Below are 13,410 nucleotides of genomic sequence, written 5' to 3' on the forward strand. Positions count from 1 at the left end.
GAGCACGCCCGCCCCGCCGCGAGGGCGGGACGGGCGCGCCCGGTTCAGGCCGTTCAGTCCACGACGCGGGCGCCGTCCATCCGGCCCGCCTGGAACTGCTCCCACATGAAGCGGCGGCGCGGCTTGCCGCTGGAGGTGCGCTGGATCAGGCCGCTGCCGATGATGAGGGTCACCTCGACGTCCTCGCCGACGCGGCGGCGCAGCGTCTCGCGGACGTCGGCCGCCCACGGCGCGTCGTTGGTCTCGGCGAACAGCGCGAGGCCCTTGCTGCCCGCGCCGGGCACCGCCACGACGGTGATGCGGCCCTTGCCGAGCTTGGTGACCTCGGCGAGCTTGGCCTCCAGGTCCTCCACGTACACCGAGCGGCCGCGCACCTTGATGCTGTCGCCCATGCGGCCGAGCACGAACAGCTGGCCCTCGTGGAAGAACCCGGCGTCGCCGGTGTAGACCTTGCCGTCCGCGAACCGGGTCGACTTGCCCTCGGCGCCCGCGTAGTAGCCCTGGCAGGCCGACTCGCCGCCGACGACGATCTCGCCGAGGCGGCCGGGCTCCAGCTCGCGGCCCTCGTCGTCGACGATCGCGACCGGCACGTCCTCCTCGGGGGTGCCGCAGCCGACGACCCAGCCGGCCTTCGCGCCGACCGAGTCGGCGCCGAGGACGTGCTGGTCCAGGATGCGCACGGGCTCGCCGAACGCCAGCGACTCGCTGTCGGGGCGGATGGCGAGCGGGTCGCGCTGCACGTGGTCCATCGTGACCAGCAGCGTCGTCTCGGCCATGCCGTAGGCGGGCTTGAACGTCGAGCGCTCGAACCCGAACGGCTCCAGCAGCCGCGCGAAGACCTCCAGCGAGTGCGGGTCGATCGGCTCGGCGCCGATCAGCGCGGTCTTCCAGCCCGACAGGTCCAGGCCCTCCAGCTGCTCGGGCTTGATCCGGCGCGCGGCGTAGGCGTAGGCGAACGGCGGCGCGGCGGTGTGGTGCGACTCGGCGAAGCAGCGGATCCAGCGTGCGGGGTCGCGGATGAAGTGGTCGGGGCGCATCAGCCGCAGCCGGCCCTGCCGGGAGATCGGGGTGAGGAAGCAGCCGATCAGGCCCATGTCGTGGTAGAGCGGCAGCCAGGACGCGACCTCGTCCTCGTCGTCGTAGCCGGCCATCCGGGCGATCAGCTCGCAGTTGGCCTCCAGGTTCTCCCAGGTGACCATGACGCCGCGCGGGGCGCCGCTGGAGCCGGAGGTGAACTGCAGCAGCGCGAGCTCGCCGGCGGGCTGCACCGGCGCCTCGGCCTCGGCCTGGCGCGGCTCGCGCGAGCGGCCCTCCAGCCCGGCCTCGGCCAGCGCGCGGTCGGCGAGCGGCGCCAGGTCGGCGGAGGCGATGGTGAGCACCGGCCTGGCCTGGCGCAGGATGGCCGCGACGTGGGTGACGTAGTCGTCGCCGTCCTGGAACAGCGGCGGGGTGATCAGGCAGACGGTGCCGCCGGCGGCCCAGACGCCGAAGTAGGTCTCCACGCAGGTGAAGTCGGTGGGCAGCACGACGCAGACGACGTCGCCGGGCTTGACGCCCTCCTCCAGCAGCGCGGCGGCGGTGCGGCGCGCGGCGGCGGCGATGTCGCCGTAGTCGCGGAACTCCCACGTCCCGTCGTCGGCGGCCAGGTGGACGCCGCGTCCGATGTGCGGCTTGTCCAGCCAGTCGCGCAGCGCAGATGCCATCGTCTCCCCTTCAAACGTGCCCACCGTCACACACGTGACCAGTGGGTAACTTCACCAGTGACGGGATGTTCGCGTCAACCGGGACATCGCACTGGAACGTGCCATCACGGGCCGGAACGCTTGTGACGTCCCTGACAAGGTAAGCGGGAAAATAGTTCGCTCTGAACCGTTCCGCCCCAGCATGCGCCCTTGTTACCGTCGCGCAACCAGCACGGACCGCACCATCAGGCCCGAGGAGTCCCCCGTGAAGAACCGGCGCGCCTTCCGCCGAACCGCCGTCCTGACGACGGCCACGGCGCTCACCGCCGGCCTCCTGGCCGCCCCCGCGGACGCGGCCACCGTGCAGGAGAAGCGGATCGCCTCCCACGCACTGGACCTCACCATCGCCTCCAAGGCGATGCGCAAGTCGGTGAAGGTGCGGCTGCTGCTGCCGAAGGGCTGGTCGCGCACGTCCCGCCGCACCTGGCCGGTGGTGTGGGCGCTGCACGGCGGCAACGACCGCTACGACGCCTGGTACCGGCGCACCGACATCGCCAAGCTGGCCGCGCGCAGCCAGGTCATCGTCGTCATGCCCGAGGGCGGGTACGCGGGCGGCTACACCGACTGGTGGAACTACGGCCGCGGCGGCAGCCCGGCCTGGGAGACCTTCCACCTGACCGAGCTGCGCAGGCTGCTGGAGAGCAGGTACCGGGCGGGGACGAAGCGCGCGGTGCTCGGGCAGTCGTCCGGCGGCTACGGCGCGATGATCTACGCGGCGCGGCACCCCGGCATGTTCCGGTTCGCCGCCTCCTACAGCGGCTTCCTGTCCACCCTCTCCCCCGGCGCGCCCGAGGTCCTGCAGACCGGCCTGGCGGGCCTCGGCCCCTTCACCGACAAGAACGCCATGTGGGGCGACCCGGTCTTCCAACGCAAGATCTGGCAGCAGCACGACCCGGTCGCCCAGGCCGCCCGCCTACGCGGCACGAAGCTCTACGTCGCCGTCGCCAAGGACGGCAAGAAGGGGCCCCTCGACCGCCGCGACGCCCAGGCAGCCGACCCGGCCGAGGCGTTCTGCTACTACACCGCCAAGCCGTTCCTGGCCAGGCTGAAGGCGCAGCGCATCCCGGTGACCACCCACCTGTACCCGAAGGGCACGCACAGCTGGGTCTACTGGCAGGACGAACTGCACCGCTCCTGGCCCCTGGCCCTGAAGGCCATCGGCGCCTGACCCCGCGTCAGCCGGCTTCGCTGTCCTGCTGGGCGATCCACAGCAGGTGAGCGGTGTCGGCGCCGCCGATCTGGACGGTGCGGGTCCCGTTCATCAGCACGCCCAGGCCATGTTCGTCGTCCCACGGACAGGCGAACACCAGACCGACATAGGGGTGGCCCCCGTGGAGGATCTGATGGACCATCACCTCGCTGAGCTCCATCAGCGCCAGCACGTCATCACCCGACGCGGCCGCCGGCAGATCCTCGGGATCCAGCCCGCCGGGCTCGGCGCGCAACTCCTCGTAGTGCGTCAGCAGCGGTGCCTTGAGCGCCTGCCACAGGACGGGCAGGTCGTCCACCGCGGTGCCGATCGTGTGGAGTTCGGCCTCTGACAGCGGCTCATCGCCCCGCGCCTCCGGCGCGTAGACCAACGGCACCGGGTCCGGGTGATCGGGCGCGGTGATGCGCGTGGTCCAGTAGAACTCGTCCCAGACGAACGTCAGGTCCCGCACCGGCATCTTCAGCCCGCCTTCTGTGCGGAGAGCCGCGCGCCCACCAGGCGCGTGACCAGCCGCCAGCCGAGCAGCACCAGCGCGAGGAACAGGCAGGCGACGATCACGAACGCGAAGGCGATGCCCTGCCCGGACACCGCCCGCAACGCCATGCCGCCCGCAACGGCCGCGGCCCAGATCCCGACCCCGCTCGGCACCAACGCCAGGGGACGCCGCCAAGCCCGGGTGACGGCCCACCCGATCGCCAGCCCCACCAGGAACGGCCATGCCGTCGTGGCGAACCCGGTCAGGCTGGCCGCCTCCTCGTGGTTGGCCCGCCCGATCGCGACGAACACCAGCACACAGCACACATCGACGACCGCCGCCACCGCCACATTCCGCATTCACCCAGGGTATCCACGCCCTCCGAAGCCGAAGGCGAGAGCAATGCCCGAACCCAAACCAGGCACCACCCGCACAGAATCCGAAAAGCCCAGCCAACGTGGGGGGCGTGGGGGCGGAGCCCCCACATCAGGGGGCTCCGGGGGTCGTCCCCCGGGTGAAATGCGAAAAGGTCCGCCTGGGGAGCAAGCACAGCTTGCGACCAGACGGACCTTTTACCTGGTAGCGGGGGCAGGATTTGAACCTGCGACCTCTGGGTTATGAGCCCAGCGAGCTACCGAACTGCTCCACCCCGCGGCGATGTCTTAACTGTATGGGGTGGCCTGGGCTTACGCAAACTCATTAGGTTGGCCGCCTGATGAGTACATGGAGATGGGCGCTGGTGGGCGCGGCGGTCGTGCTGGTGGCGGGCGGCTGTGGGGGCGACGGGGACCGCAAGGGCGGCGGCGCGCGGCCGGCGGCGGGCGGGGCGGTGACGATCAAGCCGGGCGAGCTGCTCTTCCGGGACGCGCGTCCCGGTCCCGGGAACGGGATGGTCGCGTCCAGTTCCCGTGATGCGCCGGACGGGGCGCGGCAGGTCGGGCGGCTCGACTGCGTGCGGGTCTACGCGGCCGGCGGTACCGGGGTCTGCCTGACGGTGAAGCGGGGCGCGACCTCGGTCACCGAGCTGGTGGTGCTCGACCGGGGGTTCCGGGAGACGCGGCGGATCCCGCTCAGCGGGCTGCCGAGCCGGGCGCGGGTGTCGCCGAGCGGGCGCATGGTGTCCTGGACGATCTTCATCAGCGGCGAGTCGTACACCGGGCAGGGCATGTCCACCCGGACCGGGATCCTGGACACGCGGACCGGCGCCGAGCTGTCGTCGCTGGAGTCCTTCACGCTCATCAGGGACGGCGCGCGCGACCGGTCCACCGATCTGAACTACTGGGGCGTCACCTTCGCGCGGGACGACGACCGGTTCTACGCGACCGCCAAGAGCCGCGGCACGACGTATCTGGTGGAGGGCCGGATGTCGACGCGGACCTTGAAGGAGCTGCGCACCAACGTCGAGTGCCCCTCCCTGTCGCCGGACGGGACGCGGCTGGCGTTCAAGAAGGCGACCGGCGACAAGCAGCGGCCCTGGCGGCTGCACGTGCTGGATCTGAAGTCGATGCGGGAGACGCCGCTCGCCGAGCCGCAGAGCATCGACGACCAGGCGGCGTGGCTCGACGACGGAACGGTCATGTACGGGCGGGTCGACGGTGTCACCACGGACGTGTGGGCGGTCCCCGCGGACGGGACGGGCCGGCCGCGCAAGCTGATCAGCGACGCCTTCTCTCCCGCCGCGCCCTGACCAAGCGGTTCGGACTTTTCTGACCAGGTCATTCGGACGCCCGGACGGGCGTTCCGGTTTACCGGCCGCCAGGTCCAATCAAGGCCACTTTGCCTTTGCTTTACCTACTTACCTCGCTGCACGGATGCGGGCACGATGAGTCAGGAAAACTTGCCAACCTGCCGGGCGGGCGCGGGGAGGCCTTTCGGCGTCCGCCGGATCATGCGCGTTCGCCCCCAGGGTGAATCGGGGGCAATGCGTGACCGAACCTCCTTCCCGTGCCGCGCTGGTCGCCGGCCCGGACGCCGAGACCCATGAGCTCATCGACCGGCTGGTCGCCGTCGCCCTGCGCGGCCTGCCCCGCATGCAGGTGGACGGGGAGTTCGTCTTCACGCTGCGCGGTGTGCCGGACGGCGCGGGCGGCTGGCGCACCGAGCCCGCCGGCCGCAGCCTGCGCTACGCCGCGATCACCGCGCTCGGCGTGCAGCGCCTCGGCCCCTACGAGCAGAGCGCGGTGCTCGCCGGCGGCGACCTCACCGGGCTGACGGGGCGGCTGGTCGCGCGGCTGGACGAGACGTCCTCGCTCGGCGACAAGGCGCTGATCACCTGGGCCGCCGCCGCGACCGGCCACGAGATGCTGCCGTGGGCGCTGGAGCGGCTGGAGCACGCCGACACCGGCGGCGCGGTGTTCACCGTCGACGCGGCCTGGGTGCTGTCCGCGCTCGCCGCCGCCCGTGACGCCGGCGCGGACGCCGAGGCGCACTACGAGCGGGCCCGCCGCCGCCTGGTGGACGGCGCCGGCCAGGGCGGCCTGTACAGCCACCAGGTCGGCGGGACGGGCCTGGTGCCCGGTTACCGCGCGCACGTCGGCTGCTTCGCCGACCAGGTGTACCCGATCCAGGCGCTGGCGCGGGCGGGCGATCCCGAGGCGGTCAAGCTCGCCGGGATCGCCGCCGACCGCATCGTCGCCGCGCAGGGCGACGGCGGCCAGTGGTGGTGGCACTACGACGCGCGGACCGGCGGGGTCGTCGAGGGCTTCCCCGTCTACAGCGTGCACCAGCACGCGATGGCGCCGATGGCGCTGCTGGACCTGGCCGAGGCGGGCGGCCCGGACCACACCGCCGCGATCCGCCGCGGCCTGCACTGGATGGTCCGCCCGGCCGAGACCGACGAGCCGATGATCCTGGACGAGCTCGGCGTGACCTGGCGCAAGACGGCCCGCGCCGACCCGCGCAAGGTCGTGCGCGGGGCCCGCGCGGCCACCACCGGGGTGCGGGAGGGGTGGCGGGTCGGCGTGCTGGACCGGGTGTTCCCGCCGACGGCCGTCGACCGCGAGTGCCGTCCCTACGAGTTCGGCTGGCTGCTGTTCACCTGGCGGGAGGGCTCATGACCATCGAGAGCGCGATCGGGCCGCGCCGCCGCTTCCTCGGGGTGTGGCTGGCGCCGCTGAGCATCGCCGAGACCGTCGCGCTCTGCGTGAAGGCGGTCGAGGAGCGCGCGCAGGTGCGGGTGGGCGTGCTGAACGCCGCCAAGATCGTCAAGATGCGGTCCGACCGGCGGCTGCGCGAGGCGGTGCTCGGCTGCGACCTGTGCGTGGCCGATGGGCAGTCGGTGGTGTGGGCGGGGAACCTGCTCGGCCAGGGGCTGCCCGAGCGGGTCGCCGGGATCGACCTGATGCTGGAGCTGCTCGCCGAGGCCGAGCGGCACGGGCATTCGGTCTACTTCCTCGGCGCCCGCGAGGACGTGCTGAACGGCATGCTCGCCGAGGTGCGCCGCCGCCACCCCGCGCTGAAGATCGCCGGGTCCCGCAACGGCTACTTCGACCAGGACGAGGACGCCGGCGTCGCCGAGACCGTCCGGATGTCCGGCGCGGACCTGCTGTTCATCGGGGTGTCCTCGCCGAAGAAGGAGATGTTCGTGCACGAGTGGGGCGCGCGGACGGGCGCGTCGGTCGTGCACGGCGTCGGCGGCTCGTTCGACGTGCTGGCCGGGAAGGTGCAGCGCGCGCCGTCGTTCTGGCGGAAGAACGGGCTGGAGTGGCTGTACCGGGCGCTGCAGGAGCCGAAGCGGCTCGGCCCGCGCTACCTGACGACGAACACGGTGTTCCTGGCGCTGCTCGGCCGCGAGCTGCTGCAGCGCAGGCTTCGGGGGGCGGGCAAGTGAAGGTCGTCGTCATCGGCCTCGGCTACGTGGGGCTGCCGATCGCGGTGCGCGCCGCGCAGGTCGGGCACCGGGTCGTCGGGTTCGACGTGGACGAGGCGCGGGTCAAGACGCTGAACGCGGGCGAGTCCTACATCGAGGACGTCCCGGCGGAGCAGCTGGCCGCCGTGCTGAAGGACGGCGCGTTCACCGCCTCGTCGGCCGCCCGCGACGTCGCCGGCTTCGACGTGGCGCTGATCGCGGTGCCGACGCCGCTGCGCGAGGGCCTGCCGGACCTGGACTACATCGTCGGCGCCGCCGAGACCCTGGCCCGGTTCCTGCGGCCGGGCGCGACCGTGGTGGTGGAGTCGACCACCTACCCTGGCACCACCGAGGAGCTGGTCGCGCCGATCCTGGAGAACGGGTCGGGCCTGGTCGCCGGCGGCGACTTCCACCTCGGCTACAGCCCCGAGCGCATCGACCCGGGCAACACCGAGTGGACGCTCACCAGCACCCCCAAGATCGTCGCGGGGGTGGACGAGGCGTCGCTGAAGGCCGTCCAGGACTTCTACGAGACGATCGTGGAGTCGACGGTGCCGGTGTCCTCGACCCGCTCGGCCGAGCTGGCCAAGCTGCTGGAGAACACCTTCCGGCACGTCAACATCGCGCTGGTCAACGAGATCGCGATGTTCGCCGACGGGCTCGGCATCGACGTGTGGGAGGCCATCGACGCGGCCGCCACCAAGCCGTACGGGTTCATGCGGTTCACGCCGGGGCCGGGCGTCGGCGGGCACTGCCTGCCGATCGACCCGTCGTACCTGTCGTGGCACGTGGAGCGCAAGCTCGGGCAGAGCTTCCGGTTCGTGGAGCTGGCCAACGACATCAACGGGCACATGCCCGACTACGTGGTCCGGCGGATCGCCGCGGCGCTGAACGCGCGGCGGCAGACCGTGAACGGGTCGCGGATCCTGCTGCTCGGCCTGGCCTACAAGAAGAACACCGGCGACGCCCGCGAGTCCCCGGCGGTGCGCGTCGCGCAGCTGCTCACCGGGATGGGCGCGCAGGTGCGCGGGGTGGACCCGCACGTGGTGGAGTCGACGCCGCTGGACGGGCTCGTGCCGCGCGCCGAGGCCACGAAGGAGGAGCTGGCCGCGGCCACCGCCGTGGTGCTGCTGACCGACCACGACGCCTTCGACTACGACGCCGTCGTCGAGCACGCGCGGCTGGTCATCGACTGCCGGCACCGCGTCCGCGGGCCGCATGTGGAGCATCTGTAGGCCGTGCCTGACGAGCGTGTGCTCCGGGGGGAGCGGTCAGCCGGCGGCGGGACGAGCCGCGCGGGCCCGAAGGCGCAGCCGCGGTGCGAACCGGTCGGCCAGCAGCGCGGCGTAGACGGTGCCGAGCAGGCCGAGCAGGAGCACGCCGGCCAGCTGCCGGGACGGCTTGCCGGTGTCGGCGAGCGGCTGCGAGGTGCTGGCGGTGATCCGCCAGCTGATCAGGGAGCGGGGGTCGGCGCCCGCCTTCAGCTGCCGGGTGCGCAGCTCCTGGTGCAGCACCTGCTGGACCAGGACGAGGGTGCGCTGCGCGGCGGCGCGGCTGGTGGAACGTGTCACAACGGTGAGGTAGGGCTGATCATGGATGGGGACCTCCTGGCTCCCCCGGTTCGCCAGCAGGACCTGGAAGTCGGCGGTGCCGCCCTGGCGGCGCACCGCGCGGTGTCCGACGGGCGAGGCGAGCACGCGGGCCGACACGTCGGCCATCAGCACCAGGTAGGGCGGGAAGTTGGAGAAGGCGTTCTGCGGGGCCTTCAGCGGCGACAGGAAGGTCAGCACGCTGCGCGCCTCGTAGGTGGGGCTGCGGGCGACGGTCTGGAACGCGAGCGCCGCGGTGAGCGCGACCATCACCAGCGCCACCAGGGGCCGCCGGAACACCGCGGCGACGAAATCCCGAAGGGTCACAAATCACTCCAGATCCGGACGGCTCCGCTATCGTGGCACGCTGCCGGTGATCCTCGGAAGCGTTCGGCACAGAAGCCTGCCGCACATTCAGGATCCGGTACTGGGGAGGGCACATGGACCTGCTCGACTCGCTGAACATCCTGCTGCGCAGATGGGTCCTCACCGTCCCGCTGCTGCTGCTGACGATCTCCGGCGTCGTCGCGGCCTTCCTGCTGCTGCCGTGGAGCTACGAGGCCAAGGCGAACGCGGTCTTCCTGGCGTCGCCGCTGCAGGCCAAGCAGGCGGGCGGCAACCCGTGGCTGGTCTTCGACGGGTCGCTCACCGTCACCGCCGAGGTCGTCGGCCGCGAGATGATGGACGCCCGGACCGTCGCGGACCTGAAGGCGCGCGGGCTGACCTCGGAGTACCTGGTCGCGGTCGCCGCCAACACCACCGGCCCGGTGCTGGAGATCACCGTGACCGGCTCGGACGCGCGCAACACCGAGGGCACGCTCGCCGCGCTGACCGCGATGATCCCGCAGAAGCTGGAGCGCATCCAGGCCGAGAACGGGGTCACCCCGCGGGCCCGGATCACCTCCAAGGTGGTGACCTCCTCGCCGCGCGCCGACCTGAAGGCCACCGACAAGATCCGCAACGTGGCGCTGCTGCTGTTCGTCGGCGGCGCGATGACGGTGGCGGTGCCGCTGTTCGTGGAGTCGGTCGCGTCCCGGCGGCAGCAGCGCGACCGGGACCGGCGGCCCGCCCCGTTCCAGCCGCCGGCGCTGCCCCCGGGCAACGGCGGCGGGGACGAGGTCCGCAGCGGGAACGGCTCGTTCGCGCCGCCCCCGGACCCGCGGCCCACGCCGCGCGCGGCCCGGGCGCCGCGCAACGGCACGGCCGGGCCGCCCGCGCAGCGGCGCGACCCGCGGCGCTGATGACCCGCGTCGACGACCGCCTGACGGCAGCGCCGGCCCTGGACCGGCCGGCGCTCGGGCAGATCGACCCGGTCACCGTCCTCAGCGTGTTCGTGGTGGCGCTGCTGGTGCTGCCGGCCCGCTACGTCCTCGGCCCGCTCGGCGCGGCCGGCACCCCGGCGGGCGTGATGGCCGTGCTCTGCCTGCTGTGGTACCTCAGCTCGCTGATCACGCCGTCCACCACGCCGATCCGCGGCCCGCAGCCGGTGCGGTCGGTGATGCTGCTGTTCTTCGCCGCGATGCTCGCCACCTACACCGTGAACATGGGCCGCAACCTGCCCTCGCTGGAGGCCAACGGCCTGGACCGCGGCATGATCATGGTGGCGGGGTGGATCGGCGTCGCGCTGCTGGCCGCCGACGGCATCCCCCGGCTGGACCGGCTGGAGGACATCCGGCGCCGGATGGTGGTGCTCACCGCCGGCGTCGCGGTGCTCGGGCTGGTGCAGTTCTTCACCGGCTTCGACCTCGCCGAGCACATGGCGGTGCCGGGCCTGGAGGCCAACCGGTCGTTCTCCTCGGTGCTGGCCCGCGACGGCTTCAACCGCCCGATGGCGACCGCCACGCACCCGATCGAGCTCGGCGTCGTGCTGGTGATGATGCTGCCGCTGGCCCTGCACGGCCTGATCTTCGCCGAGCCCGGGCGGCGCGGCCGGCGCTGGTTCCCGGTCGCGGCGATCATGGTGACGATCCCGCTGACGCTGTCGCGGTCGGCGATCCTCGGCATGGTCATCGCGGCGCTGGTCATGCTGCCGGTGTGGCCGGCGCGGCTGCGGTTCTGGGCGCTGGTCGTCGGCGGCGGCGGGACGGTGGCGATGTCGGCGGTGGTGCCCGGCCTGATCGGGACGCTGTCCAAGCTCGTCCTGCACATCGGCTCCGACTCCAGCACCACCGCCCGCACCGACGACTACGCCGCCGTCGCGCGCTCGGTCGGCGACCGGCCCTGGTTCGGGCAGGGCTTCGGCACCTACCTGCCGCGCGTCTACCGCATCCTGGACAACCAGTACCTCAGCTCGCTGGTGGAGACCGGCGTGGTCGGGCTGCTGGTGCTGCTCGTGGTGCTGTTCTCGGGCTGGTTCCTGGCCCGCGGCGCCCGCCGCGCGTCCCGGGACGAGCCGGTGCGGCACCTGGCGCAGTGCTTCGCCGCCGCGATCGCGGTCGCCGCGTTCGCCTACGGCACCTTCGACGCGTTCAGCTTCCCGATGGTCGCCACGCTCACCTTCCTCATGATCGGCTGCTCGGCCGCGATGCGGCGGCTGGCCAGGCAGGACCCGGACGCCGGACTGGAACTCCGCGCCCCCGCTGTCACACCGGGCCGCGCCGATCCGTCAGAGTGACGACGGACGGCGACGGAGGAACGTGACCGATGCATGAGACCCTGGCGGACCGCTTCGAGGAGCACCGGCCCCACCTGCGGGCGGTGGCCTACCGCATGCTCGGCTCGCTGAGCGAGGCCGAGGACGCCGTCCAGGAGGCGTGGATCAAACTCGGCCGCGCCGACACCGCCGAGGTGCGCAACCTCGGCGGCTGGCTGACCACCGTGGTCGGGCGGGTCTGCCTGGACATGCTGCGCTCGCGCGCGTCGCGCCGCGAGGAGCCCCTGGAGCAGCGGCTGCCCGATCCCGTGGTGACCGGCGCCGACGGCGCCGACCCCGAGCACGAGGCGATGCTGGCCGACTCGGTCGGCCTCGCGCTGATGGTGGTGCTGCAGACGCTCGCGCCGGCCGAGCGGCTGGCGTTCGTCCTGCACGACATGTTCGCGGTGTCCTTCGACGAGATCGCGCCGATCGTGGACCGCTCCCCGGCGGCGACGCGCCAGCTCGCCAGCCGCGCCCGGCGGCGGGTGCGGGCCGCCGAGGGCCCCGCCCCCGAACCCGACCCCGGCCGCCAGCGCAAGGTCGTGGACGCCTTCCTGGCCGCGGCGCGCGGCGGCGACTTCGACGCGCTCGTCGCGGTGCTCGACCCGGACGTGCTGCTGCGTGCCGACACCGGCACCGACCTGCGCCTGCTGCGCGGCGCCGCCGCGGTCGCCGGCCAGGCCCTCACCTTCCGCAACGCCGCCGGCGCCGGCCTGCCGGTGCTGGTCAACGGCGCCGCCGGCCTCGTCAACGTCTCCGACGGCCGACCGCGGGGCCTGCTGGCCTTCACGGTCGCGGGCGACCGCATCGTCGAGATCGACATCATCGCCGACCCGGCCCGCCTGGCCGCCCTGCCGATGCCGCCGCTCAGGGGTTGACGGGCTTGCCGTTGTCCCAGATGTTGCCGCGCCACAGGTTGCCCGGGCCGGACGGGTCGAAGGCCGTCACCGGGCCGTAGTAGCCGCCCTTCTTGTGGTAGCGGGTGCTGAACACGTTGCCGATGACGCGGATGTTGGACGAGCGGCCGTGCTTGCCCTTGCCGCCGTACAGCGTGTAGCCGCCGCCCGCCAGGTAGTTCTGCTGGACGGTGACGTCGTGGGCGCGGCCGAAGTCCTGGAACAGCGCGATCGCCGAGGTCTGGTTCAGCGGGTTGAGGATGACGTTGTGCCGGATCACCAGGGAGGTGCCCGGCGCGGGGCCGGAGGCGGCGGCGATGGCGTCGTTGTGGTCGCCGGCGTAGCGCTTGAGGCCCATGATGATGGAGTCCTCGACCAGGCCCTGGTCGGTGTTGACGCCGTCGCTGACGGTGTGGATGTAGGCGGCGCGGACGGTGAGGGTGCCGCCGAAGTTGAGGATGCCGGCCTGGGACTTGGTGCGGCCGTTGCCGTTGATCTCGGTGCGCTCCACCCGCAGCCCGCTGTGCCCCTTGCGCTGGATGATCACCCAGTCGCCGCCCTCGCCGACGATGTGGGAGTTGCGGATGGTGACGTTGTCGGCCTCGATGCTGATCTCGCCGTGGATCAGCCGGCCGTCGATGACGGTGCCGTTCTTCTTGATCCGCAGCGGCCCGCTGCGGGCCAGCCTCCGCCCGTTCGGGACGCCGGCGGTGCCGAACGTCGGCCAGGCGAGCTGCGCGCCCTCGCCGCCGGACGCCTTGGCGCCGCTCTTGCTCTTCAGCTTCAGCGGCGGCACGCTCTGCCGGCTCGGCACCGGGTCGGGTTCGGTCGGCCGGGGCTGGACGACCGGCTGGGTGCTGCCCTTCTTGGCGGCTTCCTTGGCGTCACCGCCGCAGGCCGCCGCCGTACCCGCCACAAGGAGAATGGCCAGTGCGCTGCGTGCGTTCATGGTCGCCTTCCCGCCGATCGATCCGCCTGCTGGTGCTCGAGTGTGCCATTCGCCTTTTACCGGCATT

General features: G+C 72.6%; 13 protein-coding genes and 1 tRNA gene. 8 read left to right on the forward strand and 6 right to left on the reverse strand.

The genetic code is table 11. From position 1 onward, the window contains the following. Positions 1-53: 53 nt before the first annotated feature. Positions 54-1,703 carry an AMP-binding protein gene (locus ACRB68_RS07455; RefSeq protein WP_153531383.1) on the reverse strand — a complete coding sequence of 550 codons (1,650 nt, stop codon included), beginning with the start codon at positions 1,701-1,703 and terminating at the stop codon, positions 54-56. A gap of 244 nt (positions 1,704-1,947) precedes the next feature. Between ACRB68_RS07455 and ACRB68_RS07460 the strand changes: the two genes are divergently transcribed. Next, positions 1,948-2,910 (forward strand): alpha/beta hydrolase, encoded by a 963-nt coding sequence (locus ACRB68_RS07460; protein ID WP_328593880.1) that lies wholly within the window; start codon positions 1,948-1,950, stop codon positions 2,908-2,910. Between the two features lie 7 nt (positions 2,911-2,917). Here the strand turns inward: ACRB68_RS07460 and ACRB68_RS07465 are convergent, their stop codons facing one another. The 3 genes from ACRB68_RS07465 to ACRB68_RS07475 form a co-directional block, all read right to left on the reverse strand. Continuing rightward, entirely contained in the window at positions 2,918-3,409 is a 492-nt protein-coding gene (locus ACRB68_RS07465; protein WP_153531385.1) for a DUF6985 domain-containing protein, read from the reverse strand. Between the two features lie 2 nt (positions 3,410-3,411). After that, positions 3,412-3,786: a DUF3054 domain-containing protein gene (locus ACRB68_RS07470; RefSeq protein ID WP_153531386.1), complete on the reverse strand. Its 375-nt coding sequence runs from the start codon at positions 3,784-3,786 to the stop codon at positions 3,412-3,414. A 218-nt stretch (positions 3,787-4,004) separates the two neighbouring features. Next, a tRNA-Met gene (locus ACRB68_RS07475) sits at positions 4,005-4,081 on the reverse strand. Between the two features lie 61 nt (positions 4,082-4,142). On the opposite strand from ACRB68_RS07475, the gene ACRB68_RS07480 reads away from it, so the two are divergent. The 4 genes from ACRB68_RS07480 to ACRB68_RS07495 all read left to right on the forward strand — a co-directional run bounded on the left by ACRB68_RS07480 (position 4,143) and on the right by ACRB68_RS07495 (position 8,509). Then, entirely contained in the window at positions 4,143-5,114 is a 972-nt protein-coding gene (locus ACRB68_RS07480; RefSeq protein ID WP_153531387.1) for a TolB family protein, read from the forward strand. A 238-nt stretch (positions 5,115-5,352) separates the two neighbouring features. Beyond that, complete coding sequence (locus ACRB68_RS07485) at positions 5,353-6,483, forward strand: hypothetical protein (protein ID WP_153531388.1); 1,131 nt, start codon at positions 5,353-5,355, stop codon at positions 6,481-6,483. After that, positions 6,480-7,256 carry a WecB/TagA/CpsF family glycosyltransferase gene (locus ACRB68_RS41050; RefSeq protein ID WP_153531389.1) on the forward strand — a complete coding sequence of 259 codons (777 nt, stop codon included), beginning with the start codon at positions 6,480-6,482 and terminating at the stop codon, positions 7,254-7,256. The genes ACRB68_RS07485 and ACRB68_RS41050 overlap by 4 nt, the downstream gene beginning before the upstream one ends. Further along, positions 7,253-8,509 (forward strand): nucleotide sugar dehydrogenase, encoded by a 1,257-nt coding sequence (locus tag ACRB68_RS07495; protein ID WP_328593881.1) that lies wholly within the window; start codon positions 7,253-7,255, stop codon positions 8,507-8,509. The genes ACRB68_RS41050 and ACRB68_RS07495 overlap by 4 nt, the downstream gene beginning before the upstream one ends. 36 nt (positions 8,510-8,545) lie before the next feature. On the opposite strand, the gene ACRB68_RS07500 is transcribed toward ACRB68_RS07495, so the two are convergent. Further along, the gene (locus ACRB68_RS07500; RefSeq protein ID WP_153531390.1) at positions 8,546-9,190 is read right to left on the reverse strand and encodes a hypothetical protein; all 645 of its coding nucleotides are present in this window, start codon (positions 9,188-9,190) and stop codon (positions 8,546-8,548) included. 113 nt (positions 9,191-9,303) lie between these two features. Between ACRB68_RS07500 and ACRB68_RS07505 the strand changes: the two genes are divergently transcribed. Genes ACRB68_RS07505 through ACRB68_RS07515 form a run of 3 tightly spaced genes read left to right on the forward strand, consistent with a single transcriptional unit; the run spans position 9,304 to position 12,376 of the window. Continuing rightward, a complete protein-coding gene (locus ACRB68_RS07505) occupies positions 9,304-10,104 on the forward strand; it encodes a YveK family protein (RefSeq protein ID WP_153531391.1) in 801 nt (266 codons plus the stop codon). Further along, complete coding sequence (locus ACRB68_RS07510) at positions 10,104-11,477, forward strand: O-antigen ligase family protein (RefSeq protein ID WP_153531392.1); 1,374 nt, start codon at positions 10,104-10,106, stop codon at positions 11,475-11,477. Before ACRB68_RS07505 ends, ACRB68_RS07510 begins: the two co-directional genes overlap by 1 nt. A gap of 29 nt (positions 11,478-11,506) precedes the next feature. Then, positions 11,507-12,376: a sigma-70 family RNA polymerase sigma factor gene (locus ACRB68_RS07515; protein WP_153531393.1), complete on the forward strand. Its 870-nt coding sequence runs from the start codon at positions 11,507-11,509 to the stop codon at positions 12,374-12,376. Here the strand turns inward: ACRB68_RS07515 and ACRB68_RS07520 are convergent. After that, complete coding sequence (locus tag ACRB68_RS07520) at positions 12,366-13,343, reverse strand: right-handed parallel beta-helix repeat-containing protein (RefSeq protein WP_153531394.1); 978 nt, start codon at positions 13,341-13,343, stop codon at positions 12,366-12,368. The two genes, ACRB68_RS07515 and ACRB68_RS07520, sit on opposite strands and share 11 nt — an antisense overlap. Positions 13,344-13,410: the final 67 nt, after the last annotated feature.

This window comes from Actinomadura macrotermitis, assembly GCF_009604375.1.
GTDB lineage: Bacteria > Actinomycetota > Actinomycetes > Streptosporangiales > Streptosporangiaceae > Spirillospora > Spirillospora macrotermitis.